Below are 21,161 nucleotides of genomic sequence, written 5' to 3'. Positions count from 1 at the left end.
GGATCATGCAAACATCACGCGCTTGATTTCACTCGCCGCCGGCGATCGCTCCGGGGCTCGGTTGCAGCTTGCCGTGCCTGCGCGAGCGGCCCCTCAGCGTCCATCGCCTCCGGCCGCAACGCCTCCAGCGGACGCTTGCGGGTCTCGATGCCGAGTACGGCGACCGCGACCGCCTGCACCACCAGCAGCCCGGCCACGACCGAGACGACGCCGGTGACGCCGAACCTCGTGAACAGCTCGACCACGGCGAACGGCGTGACGATCGACATCAGCCGGCCGGCCGTGTTGCAGATGCCGGATCCGCGCATCCTGAGCTCGGTTGGGAACAGCTCGGGGATGTAGAGCCCCCAGGCCAGCGCCAGCATCACCGCCACCGTGAACACCAGCAGGAATCCGATCACGACGAAGGCAACCGGATTGATGAACATCGGATAGATCAGCCCGAGCCCGGCCGCCGCGAGCGACAGCACGATCAGCGACGGCTTGCGGTCGATCTTCTCGCCGATCCACATGCCGGATAACGTGCCGAGTGGGCTGCCGAGCGTCATCAGCATGGTGTAGCCGAGCGACGACGACAGGTTGATGCCCTGCTTGACGAAGAAGGTCGGAATCCAGGCGATGAAGCCGTAGACCGCGGTGTTGAGCCCGACCAGGATCATGCAGCCGACGACGGTCCGCGCGATCAACGCGCGCGAGAACAGCCGCGTGAAGCTGGTATCGGGCCGGACCGGAGCGGGCTGATAGGCCGGGGTCGGCAGCGTCTTGCCGCTGCCGACCTCCTGCTCGATCGCAGCCAGCACGGCCTCCGCTTCCGCGCTCATGCCTTGCGTCTCCAGCCAGCGCGGCGATTCCGGCAGCGAGCGCCGCAGGAACCAGACCGATCATCGCGCCGATGCCGCACAGCGCGAACATCCAGCGCCAGCCGAGATGCGGAATGACGACCCAGCCGACCAGCGTCGCGACGAACAACGCGCCGTTGGTGCAGGTCGCGAGCGCCGCGCCCCAGCGCCCGCGCTGCTGCGGCGGGATGAATTCGCTGAGCACGACATAGCCGACGACGATCTCGGCGCCGAGCCCGAGACCCATCACGAAGCGCGCCGCGATCAGCCAGTTCATCGACGGCGCCAGCGTCGCCGCCAGCGCGCTGATGCCGAAGATCAGGAGGTTGGCCTGATAGGCGAACTTCCGTCCGAGGCGGTCGCCGGCAACGCCTGCCAGCCAGGCGCCGATCAGCATCCCGACAAACGTCGCCGAGATGAAGCGCGCATTCTGGGCGAGGTCCGAATATCCGGACTGGACCAGCGCGCCCAGGATGCTGCCGGCGAGGAAAATCTCGAAGCCATCGACGAACAGTCCGGCTCCGATCAGTGCGAAGATCCGGTAGTGAAATCCCGAGATCGGCAACCTGTCGAGCCGCCCGCCCGCGTTGACGCCTGTCGTGGTCAATTCTGCCTCCCTGATTTTGTTTTTTGATCGTTGTCTGCAGTGATGGTCGTGCTGGCATCATCCGGTCGAAACGCGCGCCTCCTCGCAGGCCTTGCTTGCACGCGCCGCTTCCGGCCGCGGCAAACCGAGGTTCTCGCGCAGGGTGTAGCCCTGGTACTCGCGCTGGAACAGGCCGCGGCGCTGCAGCTCGGGCACCACCAGGCGCACGAAGTCCTGGTAGGTGCCGGGCACATGGGTGGCGGCGACGACAAAGCCGTCGCAGCCGCCTTCGGAGAACCAGCGCTCCATCTGATCGGCGACGGCCTTGGGCGAGCCGACGAAGGTCGGCAGTTCGGCGAGCGTCCCTCGACCGCTGAACTGGACGAAGTCGCGCGGGGTCGGGTTGGGCTTGCCGCAGAGATTCATGACGCGGTCGCGGATCGCCTGCAGCCCGCTGATCGAGGCCAGTTCATCCGACGTGAACGGCTCGTCCATTGGCTTGGCCGCGAAATCGTAGTTCAAGACCTCCGACAACAGCGTCAGCGCATCGATCGGCTTGGCGAGGGCGTCGATCGCCGCGAACTTGTCCTCGGCCTCGGCCTGGGTCTCGGCGACAACCGGGTAGACCGCCGGCGCGATGCTGATGTCCCTGCCCGTCTTCGCCAATGTTCCCTTCAAATCGGCATATTGCCGCTTGGCGATGTCGAGAGTGGGATAGATCACGAAGATCAGCTCGCCCCAGCGCGCCGCGAAGGTCTTGCCGCGGCCGCTCTGCCCGGCCTGGATGATCACCGGATGCCCCTGCGGCGAGCGCGGCACCGTGAACGGCCCGCGCGAGCGGAAGAACTGCCCGTGATGATCGAGCCGGTGCACCTTCGCCGAGTCGGCGAACAGGCCGCTCTCGCGGTCAAAGCGGACCGCGCCGTCCTCCCAGCTGTTCCAGTGCCCGAGCACGACTTCCATGAACTCGTCGGCCCGGTCGTAGCGCAGATCATGGCTGAGATGCCGCGAGGCGCCGAAATTCGCCGCCTCGGAATCGTTCAGCGAGGTCACCACGTTCCAGGCGGCGCGGCCGCCCAGCAGCAGGTCCATCGTCGCGAACACCCGCGCGACATGGAACGGCTCGTAATAGGTGGTCGAGTAAGTCACGCCGATGCCGAGACGCTCGGTCGCCAGTCCCATCGTCAGCGCGACCGCAACCGGATCGAGCTTGGCCGCGCGCACGCCGTGGCGGACGGTCTCGCGGAAATCGTCGCCGAAGCGATCGGGGATCGCGAGCCGGTCGTCGAAGAAGGCGAGATGGAATTTGCCGTGCTCCAGCGTGCGGCCGATCTCCTGATAATACTCGCGCGAGAACCAGTTCGGCTTCGAGTCGGGATGACGCCACGAGGCCGGATAGTTCGAGCAATTCTGGGCCTGCAGGAAGCCGATCAGTTTCATCTGCCTGGTCATGGCGTCGTTCCTTCGTGGCCGCAGGATAATGGGTTCATGTCAGATCACCCCGTCGTTGCGCAGCGCGGCGAGCGCCGCCGCCGTTGCGCCGGCAAGCGAGGTCAGGATTTCATCGGTATGCGCGCCGAGCGCCACGCCGGCATGCTGGAACTGCGGCGGCGTGCGGGACATCTTCGGGATTGCGCTCGGCACCGCGATCGGCCCGGCACGCGACGGCACCTCGACGATATTGCCGCGGGCGCGGTACTGCGGATCGGCGAAGATGTCCGCGATGCTGTAGATCGGCCCGCACGGCACATCATAGCGTTCGCATTCCGCAAGCGCCGTCTCGAGCGGCATGGAGCCGATCCAGTCGGCGACCATGCCGTTGACCTCCTCGCGCCGCGCCAGCCGCCCGGCCATTGCCGCGTAGCGCGGATCGGTCGCAAGTTCGGGGCGCTGCATGGCTTGCGCCAGGCGCTCGAACATATTGTCGCTCGAGCAGGCCAGCGCCACCCATTTGCCGTCGGCGGTCTGGTAATGGCTGTGCGGCACGACGTTGACCGTGTCGGCGCCAAGCCGCTCGCGGACGAAGCCGGTCTTGGCAAACACGGTCGCCATCTCGTCGAGCAGGCGGAACACCGATTCATAGAGGGCGATGTCGACGACCTGGCCATGTCCGGTCGCGTCGGCATGGCGCAGCGCCAACAGCACGCCGAGTGCGCCCCACAGCCCGGAGATATAATCCGCGAGCGAGGTCGAGCCCGGCATCACCGGCTGGCGTCCGGCCTCGCCGGCGAGGTAAGCGAGCCCGCTGAACCCGTGGGCGATCCGGGCAAAGCCCGGCTTGTCGTGCAACGGGCCGTCCTGTCCGTAGGCGCTGATGCGCAGCATCACGAGCCTGGGGTTGATCTCGCGCAGCGCCTCGAAGCCGAGGCCCCATTTCTCCAGCGTGCCCGGCCGGAAATTCTCCAGCACCACGTCCGACTGGCGCACCAGCTCGCGGAACAGCGCAGCACCCTGCGCGTTCCTCAGGTCGAGCGTGACCGATTTCTTGTTGCGGGCCTCGCTGAGCCAGACATAGCTGTCGCCGCATTCGCTCGGCGTGCCGAACCGCCGCAAGGGATCGCCTGTGCCGGGCTGCTCGATCTTGATCACCTCGGCGCCGAAGTCGGACAGCACGGTTCCGCAGAACGGCGCCGCCACGAAGGTCGCAATGTCGAGAACCCGAATGCCGGCCAGTGGCGGCTCATGCGACATTGCGCGCCCCCTCCTTGCCCGCCGCCGCGATCGCCTCGTGACGGTCGATGATCGCCTGCGCGCGCTTCAGCACCGCGAGGTCGATCAGCACGCCGTCCTGCCCGAAGGCGCCGTCGCCGCCGGCACTCGCGGATTGGATTTTGGCCGCGATCTCGCGCGCCCAGCCGATCTCCCGCGCGGTCGGCGAGAAAATTTCATTGGCGATCTCGAGCTGCGCGGGATGGATCGCCCATTTGCCTTCGAAGCCGAGCGCGGCCGCCCGCGCGGCGCTGGCGCGAAATCCCGCGGCATCGCCGAAATTGGCATAGGGACCGTCGATCGCGCGCAGCCCGTGGGCACGGCAGGCATTGGCGATGCGGGCCAGCGCGAAATGCCACTGGTCGTTCCAGTGCATCTGGCGCGCGCCGCCCGCACCGGCATCGGTGAGCACCGCATAGCGCGGATCGGACGCGCCGATGATCTCGCCGCAGGTGCGCAGGTCGATCGAGTAATCGCCGATGCCGAAGATGACGGCCTCCAGCCGCTCCGACGCCTGCACGATGTCCTCGACATTGGCGAGGCCGAGCGTGGTCTCGATCAGGATCTCGATGCCGAGCGGCTTTGCGCGCGGGAACTCGCGTTCGAGCCCGGTCAGCAGCGCGTCGACGAAACGGACGTCGAAGGCGGTGCCGACCTTCGGCACCATGACGAGGTCGAGGCGCGGCGCGCGACTGACGATCTCGATGATGTCGCGATGCGCCCATTCGGTGTCGAGCCCGTTGATCCGCACCGCCAGCGTCTTGTTGCCCCAGTCGATCCGGTTCAGCGCCTCGATCGCGATCTCGCGCGCCTCGACCTTGCGCGGCGGTGCCACCGCATCCTCGAGATCGAGGAAGATGAAGTCGGCCGCGCTGTTCGCCGCGCGCTCGAAGAAGTGGGTGGAGGTGGCCGGAACCGCGAGCTCGGAACGCTGGACGCGGCGTGTCCGCGGCTTGGTGACGGTGAAGGACATGAAGCTTCTTTTCTGCATCGCGCCGCCGGATCGTCTCCCGCGGCCAATGCAATCATGCTAGATGTCCGACACTGATCTTTCTAACGAGATTATCTTAAGAACTATTCAGTTTGTCGGGATAATCTCTGCGGGGCACAATCGATGTCGCAGATCAATTTCAAGCTGCTGCACATGTTCATTGCGGTTGCCGAGAACAAGAGCTTTCGCCAGGCTTCCGAGCAGCTCAACCGCTCGCAATCCGCGGTCAGCATGCAGATCAAGCTGCTGGAGGACCAGGTCGGCGCCGCGCTGTTTCACCGCACCACGCGGCGCGTCGAACTGACCGCGGAAGGATTGCAGTTGCTCACGCATGCGCGACGCGCGCTCGGCGAATGGGAGAACGGTCTGCGCGAGATCCGCGAGGTGATCGACATCCAGCGCGGCACGCTGTCGCTCGCCTGCGTGCCGACCATCGCCGCGACCGTCCTGCCGCAAGCGCTGCATGCCTTCCAGGCAAGCTATCCCGGCATCAACATCAATCTGCGCGAGCTCGCGGCCGAGGACATGCTGGACTGCCTGCGCCGGCGTGAGGCCGATTTCGGCATCGGACCGGAGATGGACGGCTCGACCGAGTTTCAGTTTGCGCCGTTGTTCAACGATCCGATCTATGCCCTGGCGACGAGGGCGTTCCCGTTTCGCAAGCGCAGCTCGGTCGATCTCACAGAACTGTCCGCCTACCCGATCCTGCTCAACTCCAAATCGGCGGCGCTGCGCTCGATGCTGGAGCGCGCGCTCGCGGTGCGTAACCTTCAGATGAAGATCAAGTTCGAGGTCGAGCACAGCTATACGCTGGCCGCGCTGGCCGGCGCCGGCCTTGGCGTCGGCATTTTGCCGAAGGTCGCCCTGCCGCGGCCGGTCAGGAAGACGATGCAGGCGCTGCCGATCACGAATCCGACGCTGGAGCGCACGGTCTGCATCGTCTCGCTGCGGGGCCAATCTTTCTCGCCGGCCGCCAGCGCGCTGACGTCAGTGGTTCACAAATTCCTCAAGCCGCGCCCCTGAGCCGTCCGTCTCGGTCGTCACGCCGGAGCGAGCGCGCGGAATGCGCCGCCGAAATAGACCAGCGGTGTCTCCCCCTCACGCAAATGCATCGCGCGCACCGCGCCGACGAAGATCGAATGCGTGTCGTGCGCATGTTCGTCGATCAGCTCGCAATCGAGCCCGATCAGCGCACCTTTAAGGATCGGCGCGCCCGTGGCAAGCGACAGCCAGCCGTCACTTTCCCTGAAGCGACTGTCCCGCTCGATGCCGCGGCGGCCGGCGAACACGTTGGCGAGTTCGGCCTGGTCGGCATGCAGCATGTTGACGCCGAACGCGGCCGTGCGCCGGATCAGGCCATGCGCGCTCGCCGCGCGGTTGACGCAGGCGATCAGCCGCGGCGGCGTGTCGGACAGCGAGCAGACCGACGTCGCGGTCATTCCGGTCCGGTCGCCCGGCCCGCCCGCGGACAGGATCGTCACCGCACCGGCGTGATGTCGCATCGCCGCGCGATAGGACGCCGGGTCGACGCTCCCGTGAAACGGAGCGGCGGTCCGCTCGGTGGTGGAAAGCGGATTGCTCGGTGCGTTCATCGAATTGGTCCATGCGAGGCAACGATCGCGATCGTATAGGCCAGCCGGACCGATCGAAGAAACGCAAATATCTAACCAGTTGTTCAGTTCCCGCGAACAATGCGGGGCGGCGGCTGCCACGCAAGCGACCCGGCGTCCCTGTGCGCCGGCTTCAGCGGTGCTCAAGGCGAACGGCGAAGTAGTGCCGCATTCCGAGAGGCCTTCGCAGGGCCGCCTAATACTCAATCCCGAACTCGTCATAGAGGCGGCGGAACACGGCCGGCAGCACCTCGGTGAGGTCTTCCGCGATCAAGCCGGGCCCCGCCTCGCCGGCCGCCTCGCCGTGCAGCCAGACGCCGATGCTGGCGGCCTCGAAGGCCGCGACGCCCTGCGCCAGGAAGCCTGCGATGATGCCTGATAGCACGTCGCCGGCGCCGGCGGTGGCAAGCCAGGGCGGCGCGTTGGCGGCGATGGTGGCGCGGCCGTCGGGCGAGGCGACCACCGTGTCGGCGCCCTTCAGCAGCACCACCGCGCCGGAGCGCTCGGCCGCGGCGCGCACGCGCTCGAGCTTGGAGCGGCCGGGATGCTTGTTGGAGATGTCGCTGAACAGCCGCGGAAACTCGCCCTCATGCGGCGTCAGCACCACCCCGTGTCCATCGGACGCCTTGATCGCCTCGAACAACCGGTCCGGCGAGCCGGCGAAACTCGTCAGCGCGTCGGCGTCGAGCACCAGATGGCGCTGCGCCGACAGCGCGGTGTGCACGAAGTCGCGGGTGCGCGCGCTGACGCCGGCACCGGGGCCGATCACGCAGGCGTTGAGGCGCTTGTCGTCGAGCAGTTCGGCGAACTGGATCGGGTTGTCGACCGCGCGCACCATCACCGCGGTCAGCGCCGCCGCGTTGACGGCCAGCGCATCGCGCGGCGAAGCCAGCGTCACGAGGCCGGCGCCGGCGCGCAGCGCCGCGCGCGCGGCAAGCCGCGCCGCGCCGGTCGAGGCGAGATCGCCCGACACCACGACGGCATGCCCCCTCGCATATTTGTGGCCGTCGATCCGCGGCACCGGAAACGACCAGCGCCAGGCCTGCGGCACGTTCTCCGCGGTCAGCGGCTTGATCTCGTCGAGCACCTGCGCGTCGATCCCGATGTCGGCGACGCGCACCCGTCCGCAATGGATCCGGCCCGGCAGCAGCAGATGCGCGGGCTTCTTGCGGAAGAAGGTGACGGTCTCGGTCGCCTGCACGGCCGCGCCCATCACGGCACCCGTGGTGCCGTTGATGCCGCTCGGCAGGTCGACCGCCAGCACCGGCGTACCGTTGGCGTTGATGGCCGCGATCATCTCCAGCGGATCGCCCTTGACCGGCCGGTTGAGGCCCGCGCCGAACAACGCGTCGATGATCAGCGCCGGCTTGCCGAGCGCCTGCGGGTTGAACGGCAGCACCGGATATTTCCAGCCCTTGGCCGCCAGCGCCGCGTCGCCCTGCAGGCTGTCGCGCTCGCAGAGCAGGATCACCGAGACCTCGCGGCCGCGCGCGGCAAGCTCGGCGGCGGCGACAAAGCCGTCGCCGCCATTGTTGCCGCGGCCGGCGACCACGACGATCGGCCCCTCCTCGACCAGGTCCATCGCGGCTTCAGCGACGGCCTGGCCGGCGCTCATCATCAGCGCAAAGCCCGGGGTGCCGGCTGCGATGGTCAGCCGGTCGGCGCGCTCCATCTCGGTTGTGGTCAGAACGTCCATGCCGAATCCTCAATCGCTTCGCCTTTTCGAGAGGCAATTCCTGTGACGTTCGCGGGACTTCTCATGACCGAATGCATACGGATTGATCTATTTGCCTATTTGTTAGGCTTGGATATCATGGCCCATGTGGTTCGATATCAACCGATTGCCTGTTAAAAGGCTGATAACGTTCCGAAATCGGGGACCTTAACAACTTGGCATAGACCCTGCTTTTGAGGAAGCCGCGTACAAGGGCCGCATCATGCGACCATTGCGCGTGTTTCCGGCCACAAGCCGGAAGGCTTACGACCAACCTGACTGCGCCCCACGCGCATCGAACTCGACCCTGCAATCTGCAATGCCCGGGAGGCGCTCAGTGAAGAAGATTGAAGCCATCATCAAGCCCTTCAAGCTCGACGAGGTGAAAGAAGCGCTCCAGGAAGTCGGACTGCAAGGCATCACCGTGACCGAGGCCAAGGGATTTGGCCGCCAGAAGGGCCACGCCGAACTCTATCGCGGTGCGGAATACATCGTCGACTTCCTGCCCAAGGTGAAGATCGAGATCGTGATCGGCGACGAGCTGGTCGAGAAGGCGATCGACGCGATCCGTCGCGCGGCCCAGACCGGGCGGATCGGCGACGGCAAGATCTTCGTCTCCAACATCGAGGAAGCCATCCGCATCCGGACCGGCGAATCCGGGCTGGACGCTATTTAAGGGCGGTGCTATCCGGAATTTCTGACGGCAAAAGAGAAAAAAGGCTGCTTCGGCAGCCTGATTTCGTTTGAGCAGTCACACGAACCCGCCAAAAGCGGGAATAACGTCGCTCACCGCTGGAAACCGACCCGCACATCATAAGGGGTATTCATGAAGACCGCCAAAGACGTCCTGAAATCGATCAAGGACAACGACGTCAAGTACGTCGACCTGCGCTTCACCGATCCGCGCGGCAAGTGGCAGCACGTCACCTTCGACGTCAGCATGATCGACGATGACATCTTCGCCGAGGGCACGATGTTCGACGGCTCGTCGATCGCCGGCTGGAAGGCGATCAATGAATCCGACATGTGCCTGATGCCCGACCCCGTTACCGCGACGATCGATCCGTTCTTCGCCGAGACCACCATGGTCATCACCTGCGACGTGCTCGAGCCGACCACCGGCGAACCCTACAACCGCGATCCCCGCGGCATCGCCAAGAAGGCCGAGGCGATGGTGAAGTCGATGGGCGTGGGCGACACCGTGTTCGTCGGCCCCGAGGCCGAGTTCTTCGTGTTCGACGACGTGCGCTACTCGGCCGACCCGTACAACACCGGCTTCCGCCTCGACTCCTCGGAACTGCCGATCAATTCGTCGACCGAATATGAAGGCGGCAACCTCGGCCACCGCATCCGCACCAAGGCCGGCTACTTCCCGGTGCCGCCGCAGGACTCGGTGCAGGACATGCGCTCCGAGATGCTCGGCGCGATGGCCAAGATGGGCGTCAAGGTCGAGAAGCACCATCACGAGGTCGCGTCCGCCCAGCACGAGCTCGGCATGAAGTTCGACACCCTGACGCTGATGGCCGACCAGATGCAGGTCTACAAGTACTGCATCCACCAGGTCGCCCACATCTACGGCAAGACCGCAACCTTCATGCCGAAGCCGGTCTATGGCGACAACGGCTCGGGCATGCACGTCCACCAGTCGATCTGGAAGGAGGGCAAGCCGACCTTCGCCGGCAACAAGTACGCCGACCTGTCGGAGACCTGCCTGCACTACATCGGCGGCATCATCAAGCACGCCAAGGCGATCAACGCCTTCACCAACCCGTCGACCAACTCCTACAAGCGCCTGGTCCCGGGCTATGAGGCGCCGGTGCTGCTCGCCTACTCCGCGCGCAACCGTTCGGCGTCCTGCCGCATTCCCTATACGGCGAACCCGAAGGCCAAGCGCGTCGAGGTGCGCTTCCCCGACCCGATGGCCAACCCCTATCTCGGCTTCGCCGCGATGCTGATGGCCGGCCTCGACGGCATCAAGAACAAGATCGATCCGGGTCCGGCGATGGACAAGGACCTCTACGATCTGCCGAAGGAAGAGCTGAAGCAGATCCCGACCGTCTGCGGCAGCTTGCGCGAAGCGCTCGAGAGCCTCGACAAGGATCGCGCGTTCCTCAAGAACGGCGGCGTGTTCGACGACGACTTCATCGACGCCTATATCGAGCTGAAGATGACCGAGGTCGCCCGTTTCGAAATGACCCCGCACCCGGTCGAGTTCGAGATGTACTACTCGCTGTAAGTCTTGCAGCACGCACGAATGCGAAAGGCGCTTCCGATGGGAGCGCCTTTTGTTTTGAACGGTGCGGATGGGTAGAGCGCAGCGAAACCCATCGACTCTGGTCCGCGGAAAACATGATGGGTTTCGCTTCGCTCTACCCATCCGACGGTTCTGCGCACTTACTTTCGCGCCTTGCGATCATTCGACAGCCGGCTCGCGAATCCCTGGGTCGCCGCGATCAGCGTCTCGATCGCGCGTGACGAGCGCGCCTTGTTCGGCTTCGCCAGCTCCTGCAACAGCAGGCCGTCGATACCGGCCAGCATGAAGCGGGCGACGTCGGCGCATCCCGCCGCATCGAGCTCGCCGGTTCGCACCGCGACGCCTTGCAGGATGTCCTGATAGACCTTGATGTAGGCGTCGTACTGATAGGCCGCTAGCCCGGCCGCATCGTCACGGCGGAGCGCATAGAGCGTGAGTTCATACTGCACGATCTGCAGCTCGAGCGTTCGCGTCAGATAGCGCCAGCCGGCGCGCAGGGATTCGCGGATGCAGCTCGCGATGTCGGCGCTATCGCCGGTTTCCTCGCGCAGCGCCGTGGTGGTCTCGTCGATCAGATGTTCAAGCACCGCGAGCAGCAGCGCGCTCTTGCTCTCGAAATGATAGTGCAGCGTGGCGAGGCGGACGCCGGCGCCGGCCGCGATGTCGCGCGTCGTGGTCGCCGCGACGCCGCCGGTGCCGAGTGCCTGCAAGGCGCCCTCGATGATCTGGCGCCGCGTCCGTTCGCCCTTGGCACCGACCGCCTCACGTCCCGCGATTGCCATCCGTTTCTCCAATGCGCTCAACGATTGTTTATCCCGTGCCGCACAAATTTGCATGTTGCACAAAATTGGTCATTTGACCAGTTTTGTCTCCTGTGTTTATCCTTGCGGCAATGAGCACCGGATGAACCGGGGACAACACTCGTCGAGAGGAACGGGACCATGACCGCAGCCACCGCTCGCAACAACGACACGCTGATCCGTCACGTCGTCTACCCCTTCGCCAATGCCAACTTCCTCGCCGAGAACCCGCCAATCTGCATCGAGGGCGGCGAAGGCGTCTATGTCTCGGACGGCCATGGCGGCCGCTATCTCGACGGACAGGCCGGGCTGTGGAACGTCAATGTCGGGCATGGCCGACCCGAGATCAAACAGGCGATCATCGAGCAGCTCGATCGTCTCAGCTTCTATTCGACCTTCGGCAACACCACCAACAGCCCGTCCGTCGCGCTCGCCGACGAGCTCTGCCGGCTGGCTGCGCCGGAGGGCATGGTGCGCGCATTCTTCTCGTCCGGCGGCTCGGAGGCCAACGAGGCGGCGATCAAGCTCGCCAAGCAATATTGGCGGCTCGCCGGCCAGCCGCTGCGCACCAAGATCATCTCGCTGCGCGGCGCCTATCATGGCGTGACATTGGGAGCGCTGTCCGCCGGCGGCGTCAACGTCTACAAGGAGCAATTCACGCCACTGCTGCCGGGCTTCTTCCAGGTCGAGACGCCGCACGTCTATCGCAACCCGTTCACGTCGGACCCGGAGGCGCTCGGCCGGCTCTGCGCCGAGTTGCTCGAGCGCGAGATCGTCTATCAGGGACCGGACAGCGTCGCCGCCTTCATGGCCGAACCGGTGCAGGGCGCCGGCGGCGTGATCGTGCCGCCGGCGAATTTCTGGCCGCTGCTGCGCGAGGTCTGCGATCGCCACGGCGTGCTGCTGATCGCCGATGAGGTCGTCACTGGGTTCGGCCGCTCGGGGAGCATGTTCGGCAGCCGCGCCTGGGGCGTCAAACCCGACATCATGGTGTTCGCCAAGGGGATCAACAGCGGCTACATCCCGCTCGGTGCCACCTTGATCAACGCGAAGGTCGCAGCCGCCTTTCAGTCCGACGACAAGTCGCAATTCACGCCGCGCGCCTTCATGCACGGCAATACCTATGCCGGCCATCCCCTCGCCTGCGCCGCCGCGATCGCCAATTTGCGCATCGTCGAACAGGAGGAGCTGCCGGCCAATGCCGGCAAGGTCGGCGCCTATCTGCTGGCGCGGTTGAAGGACATCCAGAAGCGTCATCCCAATATGGGCGACGTGCGCGGCAAGGGGCTGATGCTCGGCATCGAGCTGGTCGCCGATCCCGTGACCAAGCGGCCATTCGACCTCGCGGAGAATTTCGGCCAGCGCATCTGGGAGCGCTGCGTCGCCAAGGGCGTCCTGATCCGCAACCTCGCCGATACCTTCATCATCTCCCCGCCGCTGACGTTCACCACCGAACACGCCGACAAGATCGCGGATACGTTCGACGAGGCGATCAGCGCGGTGGAATAGATCGACACGAGGCGGGCGCGACAGGGACAAGGGATCGTTCGCATGGCTACTGGGTTCGTCTGCCATGAACTTTACATGTGGCACAACACCGGCAACTGGGCCCAGGTGTTTCCGCCGGGATTGACGATCCAGCCCGGCACTCATGCCGAGAATCCGGAGACCAAGCGCCGCTTCCGCAACCTGGTCGAGGTCAGCGGCCTGCTCGATCATCTCGTGCAGATCAGGCCGCGCGCGGCGACGGTGGCCGAACTCGCCCGCGTCCATACGTCGGAGCATATCGCCCATATCAAGCGCCTCAGCGACGCCGGCGGCGGCGATGCCAGCCAACTGACGCCGCTCGGCGCCGGCAGCTACGAGATCGCATTGCTTGCAGCGGGCGGTGCCATTGCCGCGGGCGAAGCGGTCGCATCGGGCGCGGTCGAGACCGCCTATGCACTGGTCCGTCCGCCGGGACATCATGCCCGGCCGGAGCTGGGCATGGGGTTCTGCCTGTTCGCCAACGCCAGCATCGCGATCCGGCATTTGCAGGCCACCGGCCAGGTGGCGCGCGTCGCCGTGGTCGACTGGGACGTCCATCACGGCAACGGCACCCAGGCGGTGTTCTACGAAGACCCGAGCGTGCTGACGATCTCGCTGCACCAGGACAACCTGTTCCCGCCCGATTCCGGTGCGCTTGCCGAGAACGGCGACGGCGCAGGCGGCGGCTACAACATCAATGTCCCGCTGCCGCCGGGCTCCGGCATCGGCGCCTATCGCACAGCATTCGAACGCGTCGTGCTGCCCGCGCTCTACCGCTTCGCACCCGACATGATCGTGGTGGCATCGGGCTTCGATGCATCGGGCGTCGATCCGCTCGGCCGCATGATGCTGTCATCTGCGGCGTATCGCGAGATGACGCGCATGCTGCGCGCTGCTGCCAAGACGTTGTGCAACGGCCGCATCCTGATGACGCATGAAGGCGGCTACTCCGAAATGTACGCACCCTATTGCGGGCTCGCGGTGCTCGAGGAGTTGTCAGGCATCAAGACCGATATCGCGGATCCCTGGGAGCCGTTGATGGCCGCATGGGGCGGCAATGAATTGCAACCGCATCAGGCCGCGGTGATCGATGCGGCTGCCGCGCTCGTCAGCCGGCTGCCTGCTGCGCGCTGACGATGGCATTGCTGAATGCGATTGCCGGATGCCATGGCACGGTTCGTGCAGTAATCGCTGCAACAGCCGCGGCCGTGCATCTCCTGCTTTAAAGGGAGGCGTCGGATAGTCCGCGCCGGAGACGAAGGGTACTGACGATCATGCTCGACCGACGTTCACTTCTCGGCGGCGTTGCCGCCGGCGCAGGTTCAATTGCAATGCTGGCGAGCTTGAACAACGGCGCGCGCGCCGCAGGCGGCCCGGTCAAGGTGGGCTCGGCCTTGCCGATGTCAGGTTTTGCCGCCGCTGACGGCATCGAGTTCAAGAACGGCCTCACGCTCGCCGCCGAAGAGATCAACGCCGCCGGCGGCATCCTGGGACGTCCGATCCAGATCGCGATCGAGGACACCAAGGAGATGGGCGCCGATATCGTGACCCAGGCGATGCAACGCCTGATCGATCGCCACTCGGCCAGCGCGATCATCAACGGCTACAATGTCGGCACCAACATGGTGGAGATGGACGTCGCCGCCGACAACGACGTGATCTTCGTGCACTACAACACGCTGATCTCGCACAACACGAAATTCCTCAGCGATCCGCAGCGCTACTACTCCTGCTTCCAGGGTGATCCGCCCGAGTTCTACTACGGCCCCGGCTTCCTGCTGTTCCTGAAATCGCTGATCGACAGCAAGCAGTGGAACCCGCCGAACAAGAAGATCGCGATCATCCCATCGGCGAACGAATATTCGATCGTGATCGCCAACGCGATCCGCGACCGCGTCAAGGAATTCGGCTTCGAGCTCGGTCTTTATGAAACCGTGCCGTTCCCGACCAACCAATGGGGACCGACGCTCGCCAAGCTGCGCCAGGACCCGCCGGCCGCGATCGCGGTGACGCACTTCCTGCCGCAGGATCTGGCGCAGTTCATGACCCAGTTCCTGCCCGAGCCGACCCAAAGCCTGGTCTACATGCAATACGGGCCGTCACTCCCTGCATTCCGCGAGATCGGCAAGGAAGCGGTCAACGGCGTGATCTATTCCACCGTGATCGGCTGCCTGCCCGACGAATTCTCCGCGGCCTACCGCAAGACCTATCGCGAGAAGTTCGGCGCCAATGCCGCCTTCATCACGGGCTCGCAGACCTATGACGGGCTGTGGCACTATGCATTGTCGGCCGCGATCGCCGGCGGCGCCAGCGAGCCCAGCAACAAGGAGCAGACCCGCAAGATCTCGGAAGCGATGAAGCGGCTGATCTATCGCGGCGTCAACGGCATCTACCACGCCGATCCGAAGGGCCAGTCCGCCTTCTGCTATCCGACCCAGATCAAGGATCCGTCGCTCGGAATGGTGCACCAGTTCCTGCAACACCAGGACTACCGCACCGATCCCAAGCTGATCGCGCCCGCGCTCTACGCGACGGACACCATGAAGCTGCCGCCGTGGATCAAGGCGTAAAGGCCGACGCGGTGACCTCCCCTGACCAGACGAACGGCCCGCTGCTCGTCTGCGAGGACGTGACCAAGACCTTCGGGTCGCTCCGTGCGGTGGATGGTCTGTCCTTGAGCGTTCGCCCCGGCGAGGTGGTCGGGCTCGGCGGCCCGAATGGTGCCGGCAAGACGACATTCTTCGACGTCGTCACCGCCGTCACTGACATCACCGAGGGCCGCATCCTGTTTGCGGGGCGCGACATCACCGGCCTTGCCGCACATGAGGTGTGCCGCGCCGGAATCGCTCGCACCTTCCAGCTCAATGCGGCGTTCGACAGCCTTTCGGTGCAGGAGAATATCGAGGTCGCCGCGCATTTCGGCGACACTAACCGCCGCTTCCCGGGCTTTGCGGTCAGCCGGGCCGCCCGGCAACGCGCCGCCGCAGCGCTCGATCTGGTCGGCATCGCCGGCCGCCAGCGCATCGCGCGCGACCTGCCGGTGCTCGACCGCAAGCTTCTGATGATCGCGGGCGCCGTTGCGACCTCCCCGCAACTGCTGCTGCTCGACGAACCGGTCGGCGGCCTCAGCCCGTCGGAGGTCGATCGCATCGCCGACGTCGTCAGGCGGCTGTCGGCATCGGGGATTGCGATCCTGCTGATCGAGCACGTCATGCGCTTCCTGCTCTCGCTGTCGACGCGCGTGGTGATCATGCACCACGGCAAAGCGATCTTCGAAGGCGCGCCCTCGGCGGTCGCCGATGACCAGACCGTGGTCGAGACCTATCTGGGCAAGGCCGCCACCAGCCGGCTCAAGGCCTTCTTCGTCAAGCAGCCGGAGCTCAGTGCCCATGGCTGACCCGTCCAATTCCTCCGGCCTCGTCGTCAACGGGCTCGTGACCGGCTACGACGCGCGCAACGTCCTCACGGGCGTCTCGCTGTCGCTCGATCCGGGCGAGCTCGTCACCGTGGTCGGCCCGAACGGGCACGGCAAATCCACGCTGCTGCGCGCGATCTCCGGCCTGCTCCCGGTGCGCAAGGGATCGATCTCGCTGAATGGCCGCCTGATCTCCGGCCAGCCGGCGCATCGGGTCGCGGCCAGCGGCGTGATCCATGTGCCGCAAGGCGATCTGTTGTTCGCGGGCATGAGCGTTCTCGAGAACCTGCTGATGGGCGCTTATCTCGATTCCGATCAGGCGGCGGTGGCGCGGCGGCTCGATGAGGTCTTCACGCTGCTGCCAAAGCTCGCCGAGCGGCAGAGCCAGATCGCAGCCAGCCTGTCCGGCGGCGAGCGGCGGATGGTCGGCATCGGCCGCGGCTTGATGATGAAGGGCACCGTGATGCTGATCGACGAACCGTCGCTCGGCCTCGCCCCGATCATCATCGAGCAGATCTACGAGGTGATCGGGCGGTTGAAGGCCAGCGGCCGCACCATCCTGCTGGTCGAGGAGAACCCGGCGCGCGTCGCCGACATCGCCGACCGCATTCACCTGCTCGACAACGGTGCTTTCGTCTGGTCGGGCGAACCATCCGTGCTGTTGCAGCGCGACGAGCTGCTCGCAACCTATCTCGGAGGCTGATCGCGTGGAGATCATAGGACCCGTCATCGTCTCCGGGATCACCACCGGCGCGCTGTACGCGCTGGCGACGCTCGGCCTGTCGCTGGTCTGGGGCTCGCTCGGCATGCTCAATATGGCGCACGGAACGCTGTTGACGCTCGGCGGCTACACCGCGTTCACCGCCGCCAGCCAGCTTGGCTTGCCTGTGCCGCTCGCGGTGCTTGCCGCCGCCGCGGTCGGCGGCGTGATCGGCGCGCTGATCTTCATGCTGGTCGCCTATCCGCTGTCGCGCCGCAGCCCGGAGACCTTCGAGACCACCATCATGATCGCGACCTTCGGCGTCGCGCTCACGCTCGAGAATGCGGTGCTGCGGCTCTATGGCGGCCAGCCGCTGGGGCAGCCGCTCTCGGTCGGCGGATCGATCAATCTCGGCGGCTTCGTGCTGCCCTGGCAGAACCTCGTCATCATCGTCAGCGCCATCGCATTGATGGGCGCAACCGCGCTGTTTCTCACCCGTACCAAAGCTGGGCGCGCCATTCGCGCCACCGCGCAGAACCCCGATGCCGCCAAGCTGATGGGCGTGCCGGTGGCACGGGTCTATCTCCAGGTCCTGATCCTGTCCGGCATGCTCGCCGGCGTCTGCGGCGTGCTGGTGTCGTCGATCACCCAGCTCTCGCCCTCGCTCGGCGCCGATCCGATGCTGAAGGCCTTCATCATGTGCGTGGTGGCGGGGCTCGGCAACCTGCCCGGCGCGATCATCACCTCGTTCGGCCTCGCCATCGTCGAGGCGCTGGTCCAGTTCCTGGCCGGCGCGCGCTGGGGTTTTCCGGCGCTGCTGGCGATCGTGATCCTGGTGCTGATCCGCCGGCCCGGCGGGCTGTTCGGCCGGGTCGAAGTGCGGCGTCTGTGAGGCCGATGTGAAACGCAGTGATCTCGCCAACCTCCTGATCGGTCTCGTCGTGCTCGCCGCGGCGGTTGCGTTGCCGTTCTATGTCGACAGCCGCTACGTGATCGGCCAGGTCACGCTCGGCCTGTTTTATGCGATCGTCGCCTCGCAGTGGAACCTGCTGTTCGGCTTCTCCGGCGTGTTCTCGCTGGCGCAGATGGCGCTGTTCGGCTTCGGCGGCTACGCCACCGCGATGCTGTGCTTCTATTTCGGTCTCAACGTCTGGGCTGCGATGCCGCTCGCGGCGATCGCGACCGTGCTGTTCAGCCTGGTGATCGGTGCGGCTTGCCTGCGCCTCAGCGGCGCCTATACCGCGCTGCTGACGCTCGCGGTCGCGCAGGTGATGTATCTGTTGATCGTCACCGACACCGACTGCTTCGTGATGGTCGGCACCCAGTGCCGGCAACTCACCGGCGGCGCGGTCGGCTTCGCGCGCTTCGGCGATCTCGGCACCCGCGCGATGTTCAAGGCCAAGTTCCTGGTCGCGGACTACGCGCTGGTGGTGGCGCTCTTCGCGATCACGATGCTGTTCACCTGGGCCATCATCCGCGGCCCGATCGGGCTTGCCTTCCGCGCGCTGCGCGACAATCCCGGCTGCGCCATGGACCCGCGGCATCAGCCGCTTCCAGATGCAATTGCTGGTGTTCGGCCTGTCGGCGTTCTTCACCGGGCTCGCCGGCGGGCTCTATGCCGCGCATTTCAATGCGATCGGCCCCGGCGTGCTGTCGTTCTCGCAGCTGTTCTTCATCATCGCGATGGTGGTGGTGGGCGGCATCGGCCGTCTCTGGGGGCCGCTGGTCGGCGCCATCGTGCTGGTCGCCGCCGACGAGGCGATGCGCGAGATCGGCGAATTCCGCTCGCTCGGGCTCGGCATCATCATCGCCGCTGTCATGGTGCTGATGCCGAACGGCCTGATCGGCTTGTTTGAGAGCATCTGGGACCGCTTGCGCCGGCTGCGCTCGCGCGGTCCCGCGATGACGGCAGAAATCTCCGGCGACACGCCGGCGTGACCAATGGAGTGACAGATGTACGATACGATCATCGTGGGCGCAGGTTCGGCCGGCTGCGTGCTGGCCAATCGGTTGTCCGCCGATCCTGCCCGCAAGGTGCTGGTGCTGGAGGCGGGCCGCGCCGCGCCGCTGGCGTCCGACATCCCCTCGGACTGGCCGACGATGTTCAACACCGCGGTCGATTGGGGGTTCTACACCGAGCCCCAGGCCGGCTGTCGCGGCCGCCGGGTGTTCTGGCCGCGCGGCAAGATGGTCGGCGGCTCTGGCGCGATGAACGCAATGATCTACATCCGCGGCCTGCCCTCCGATTATGATGGCTGGGAAAAGGCCGGCTGCACCGGCTGGGGCTGGCGCAACGTGCTGCCTGACTTCATCGCCTTCGAGAACAATGGCGATTTCACCGACAGCCCGCTGCACGGCACCAAGGGCCCGCTGTATGTCGCCCATGTTCCGTTCGTCGATCCCCACGAAAAACTCTGGCTGGAAGCGGCCAACGCCGCCGGTCATGCGCACAATCGCGACTTCAACGGCGCGAGCCAGGAAGGCGCCGGCTTCTTCCAGTTCGTGATCAAGCAGGGCGAGCGGTTCGGCACCGGCAAGGCCTATCTGCGTCCCGCATTGGAACGGCCGAATCTGACGGTCAGGACCGGCGTCCGCGTGATCCGCGTGATCGTCGAGAAGGGCCGCGCCACCGGGGTCGACTATCTCGAGAACGGCCAGCTCAAGACCGCACACGCGGCCGGCGATGTCGTGATGTCGTCAGGCGCGATCGGCTCCGCGCAGCAATTGCTGCTGTCGGGCATCGGTCCTGCCGACGAGCTGAAGGCCGTCGGCGTGACGCCGGTGCACGATCTGCCCGGCGTCGGCAAGGATCTGCAGGACCACATCAACATCCCCATCACCTTCTACACCAAAGAGAAGATCGGCGTCGGCGCCTGGACCGACGAGAGCCTGGAGGCCAGCCTGAAGGAATGGCAGGACGGCCGCAGCGGTCCCCGCTCCTCGCCCTGGGTCGCCGCCGGCGCCCATGTCCGCAGCCGCCCCGATGTCGAGCCCGATCTGCAGCTCTACGGCGCCATCAGCCCGCACCGCGACTATGTGCGCTTCCTGTCCTCGAAGCCGGGCATCACCCTGCATTCGACCTTGCAGCGGCCGAACAGCCGCGGCGAATTGACCCTGCGCTCGGCCGATCCGCTGGAAAATCCGGCGATCGACCCGCGCTATTTCTCGTCCGATCCGAGCGGCAGTGACATCGCAACGCTGGTCGAAGGCGTGCGGATCAACCGCCGTATCGCGGCGCAGTCGCCGCTGAAAGAGCTGATCGAGGGCGAGATCACGCCGAGCGTGGAGGCGACCGGCGACGCCGACATCGCCGACTACGTCCGCGGCCATTGCACGACGCTGTACCATGCGTCCTCGACCTGCCGCATGGGCAACGACGGGATGGCAGTGGTCGATCCCACAAGCTTCAAGGTGCACGGCCTCGACGGCCTCCGCGTCGCCGACGCCTCGGTGATCCCGATCATGATCTCGGGCAACATCCAGACGCCCACGATCCTGATCGCCGAACGCGCCGCCGCCGCGATCGCCGCCTGACGTATCTGCGCCGACCTTTCCAATCGTGCGTGCAAAAGGCGCTTCCGGTGGAAGCGCCTTTTGTCGTCGTCGCGGTCGGTTACACCTTCGCTTTCGCAATCCGCCGCCCGCCGGCGTCAAGCGGCCCGAAATTGCCCGCGATCAGGTCCGGCGACGGGATCATGCCGCCGAGCGACCAGCTCGCCGGCTCGCCCTCCTCGATCTTGACCCAGACGTTGCGGCGGAAATCGGGATTACCCTGGCCCTCGATCTCGACCATGAGATCGGTGACGCGCTCGAGCATCGCGCGCTTCTGCGCGACGTCGAAGATGCCGCGGACGGTGGAAATGGTGACGTAAGGCATGGTCTCTCTCCATTGCTGAGGTGGTGACAACGATCGCGAAGATGGACCGCCATGGCCTAATCAGGCAGTGGCCGATCGGACAGAGATCGGGCAATATCTGCCACTGGCCCGCTCGCCCCGATCGGATAGGATGACGGCA

Annotated in this window: 19 protein-coding genes and 2 pseudogenes; 12 read left to right on the top strand and 9 right to left on the bottom strand. The window is 65.8% G+C overall.

The genetic code is table 11. From position 1 onward, the window contains the following. Positions 1 to 14 precede the first annotated feature (14 nt). The 5 genes and pseudogenes from ACVW17_RS25890 to ACVW17_RS25870 all read right to left on the bottom strand — a co-directional run bounded on the left by ACVW17_RS25890 (position 15) and on the right by ACVW17_RS25870 (position 5,107). A complete protein-coding gene (locus tag ACVW17_RS25890) occupies positions 15 to 821 on the bottom strand; it encodes an MFS transporter (protein ID WP_456798011.1) in 807 nt (268 codons plus the stop codon). A 100-nt stretch (positions 822 to 921) separates the two neighbouring features. Further along, positions 922 to 1,404 (bottom strand): annotated as a pseudogene (locus ACVW17_RS25885) (MFS transporter); the annotation flags it as partial. A gap of 99 nt (positions 1,405 to 1,503) precedes the next feature. Continuing rightward, complete coding sequence (locus ACVW17_RS25880; RefSeq protein ID WP_456798010.1) at positions 1,504 to 2,877, bottom strand: LLM class flavin-dependent oxidoreductase; 1,374 nt, start codon at positions 2,875 to 2,877, stop codon at positions 1,504 to 1,506. Between the two features lie 39 nt (positions 2,878 to 2,916). Continuing rightward, on the bottom strand, positions 2,917 to 4,116 hold the full coding sequence (locus tag ACVW17_RS25875; protein ID WP_456798009.1) for a CaiB/BaiF CoA transferase family protein: 1,200 nt from the start codon (positions 4,114 to 4,116) through the stop codon (positions 2,917 to 2,919). Further along, a complete protein-coding gene (locus ACVW17_RS25870) occupies positions 4,106 to 5,107 on the bottom strand; it encodes an HpcH/HpaI aldolase/citrate lyase family protein (protein WP_456798008.1) in 1,002 nt (333 codons plus the stop codon). Before ACVW17_RS25870 ends, ACVW17_RS25875 begins: the two co-directional genes overlap by 11 nt. A gap of 141 nt (positions 5,108 to 5,248) precedes the next feature. Here ACVW17_RS25870 and ACVW17_RS25865 point away from each other — a divergent pair, with 141 nt between their 5' ends. Continuing rightward, a complete protein-coding gene (locus ACVW17_RS25865) occupies positions 5,249 to 6,148 on the top strand; it encodes a LysR family transcriptional regulator (protein ID WP_456754501.1) in 900 nt (299 codons plus the stop codon). Positions 6,149 to 6,165: 17 nt separating this feature from the next. Here the strand turns inward: ACVW17_RS25865 and ACVW17_RS25860 are convergent, their stop codons facing one another. Continuing rightward, positions 6,166 to 6,717, bottom strand: coding sequence for a flavin reductase family protein (locus ACVW17_RS25860; RefSeq protein ID WP_456798007.1), 552 nt, complete (start codon positions 6,715 to 6,717; stop codon positions 6,166 to 6,168). A gap of 214 nt (positions 6,718 to 6,931) precedes the next feature. After that, a complete protein-coding gene (locus ACVW17_RS25855; RefSeq protein ID WP_456754499.1) occupies positions 6,932 to 8,431 on the bottom strand; it encodes an NAD(P)H-hydrate dehydratase in 1,500 nt (499 codons plus the stop codon). Positions 8,432 to 8,786: 355 nt separating this feature from the next. On the opposite strand from ACVW17_RS25855, the gene ACVW17_RS25850 reads away from it, so the two are divergent. Both ACVW17_RS25850 and glnA read left to right on the top strand, forming a co-directional pair. Continuing rightward, positions 8,787 to 9,125, top strand: coding sequence for a P-II family nitrogen regulator (locus ACVW17_RS25850; protein ID WP_044542445.1), 339 nt, complete (start codon positions 8,787 to 8,789; stop codon positions 9,123 to 9,125). A gap of 150 nt (positions 9,126 to 9,275) precedes the next feature. Then, entirely contained in the window at positions 9,276 to 10,685 is a 1,410-nt protein-coding gene (gene glnA, locus ACVW17_RS25845; protein WP_456733062.1) for a type I glutamate--ammonia ligase, read from the top strand. Between the two features lie 158 nt (positions 10,686 to 10,843). Here the strand turns inward: glnA and ACVW17_RS25840 are convergent, their stop codons facing one another. Continuing rightward, a complete protein-coding gene (locus tag ACVW17_RS25840) occupies positions 10,844 to 11,485 on the bottom strand; it encodes a TetR/AcrR family transcriptional regulator (RefSeq protein WP_456754498.1) in 642 nt (213 codons plus the stop codon). Between the two features lie 159 nt (positions 11,486 to 11,644). Here ACVW17_RS25840 and ACVW17_RS25835 point away from each other — a divergent pair, with 159 nt between their 5' ends. The 9 genes and pseudogenes from ACVW17_RS25835 to ACVW17_RS25795 all read left to right on the top strand — a co-directional run bounded on the left by ACVW17_RS25835 (position 11,645) and on the right by ACVW17_RS25795 (position 20,679). Continuing rightward, entirely contained in the window at positions 11,645 to 13,012 is a 1,368-nt protein-coding gene (locus tag ACVW17_RS25835; RefSeq protein ID WP_456754497.1) for an aminotransferase class III-fold pyridoxal phosphate-dependent enzyme, read from the top strand. Between the two features lie 42 nt (positions 13,013 to 13,054). Next, the gene (locus tag ACVW17_RS25830) at positions 13,055 to 14,164 is read left to right on the top strand and encodes a class II histone deacetylase (RefSeq protein ID WP_456754496.1); all 1,110 of its coding nucleotides are present in this window, start codon (positions 13,055 to 13,057) and stop codon (positions 14,162 to 14,164) included. A 197-nt stretch (positions 14,165 to 14,361) separates the two neighbouring features. Then, complete coding sequence (locus ACVW17_RS25825) at positions 14,362 to 15,600, top strand: ABC transporter substrate-binding protein (protein ID WP_456798006.1); 1,239 nt, start codon at positions 14,362 to 14,364, stop codon at positions 15,598 to 15,600. After that, positions 15,585 to 16,427 carry an ABC transporter ATP-binding protein gene (locus ACVW17_RS25820; protein WP_456754494.1) on the top strand — a complete coding sequence of 281 codons (843 nt, stop codon included), beginning with the start codon at positions 15,585 to 15,587 and terminating at the stop codon, positions 16,425 to 16,427. The genes ACVW17_RS25825 and ACVW17_RS25820 overlap by 16 nt, the downstream gene beginning before the upstream one ends. Then, positions 16,420 to 17,148, top strand: coding sequence for an ABC transporter ATP-binding protein (locus tag ACVW17_RS25815; RefSeq protein WP_456754493.1), 729 nt, complete (start codon positions 16,420 to 16,422; stop codon positions 17,146 to 17,148). The genes ACVW17_RS25820 and ACVW17_RS25815 overlap by 8 nt, the downstream gene beginning before the upstream one ends. A 4-nt stretch (positions 17,149 to 17,152) precedes the next feature. Then, complete coding sequence (locus ACVW17_RS25810; protein ID WP_456754492.1) at positions 17,153 to 18,037, top strand: branched-chain amino acid ABC transporter permease; 885 nt, start codon at positions 17,153 to 17,155, stop codon at positions 18,035 to 18,037. Positions 18,038 to 18,044: 7 nt separating this feature from the next. Continuing rightward, positions 18,045 to 18,614, top strand: a pseudogene (locus ACVW17_RS25805) (branched-chain amino acid ABC transporter permease); the annotation flags it as partial. Positions 18,615 to 18,702: 88 nt separating this feature from the next. Then, positions 18,703 to 19,083: a branched-chain amino acid ABC transporter permease gene (locus ACVW17_RS25800; RefSeq protein WP_456798005.1), complete on the top strand. Its 381-nt coding sequence runs from the start codon at positions 18,703 to 18,705 to the stop codon at positions 19,081 to 19,083. Positions 19,084 to 19,098: 15 nt separating this feature from the next. Next, positions 19,099 to 20,679 (top strand): GMC family oxidoreductase, encoded by a 1,581-nt coding sequence (locus ACVW17_RS25795; protein WP_456754490.1) that lies wholly within the window; start codon positions 19,099 to 19,101, stop codon positions 20,677 to 20,679. 79 nt (positions 20,680 to 20,758) lie between these two features. Here the strand turns inward: ACVW17_RS25795 and ACVW17_RS25790 are convergent, their stop codons facing one another. Next, positions 20,759 to 21,022, bottom strand: a complete 264-nt coding sequence (locus tag ACVW17_RS25790) for a tautomerase family protein (RefSeq protein WP_456754489.1) — start codon at positions 21,020 to 21,022, stop codon at positions 20,759 to 20,761. Between the last annotated feature and the right edge of the window lie 139 nt (positions 21,023 to 21,161).

This window comes from Bradyrhizobium sp. USDA 4473, assembly GCF_054063335.1.
Note: the sequence above shows the minus strand (reverse complement) of the source record. Positions and strands in the feature narration are given on the sequence as shown.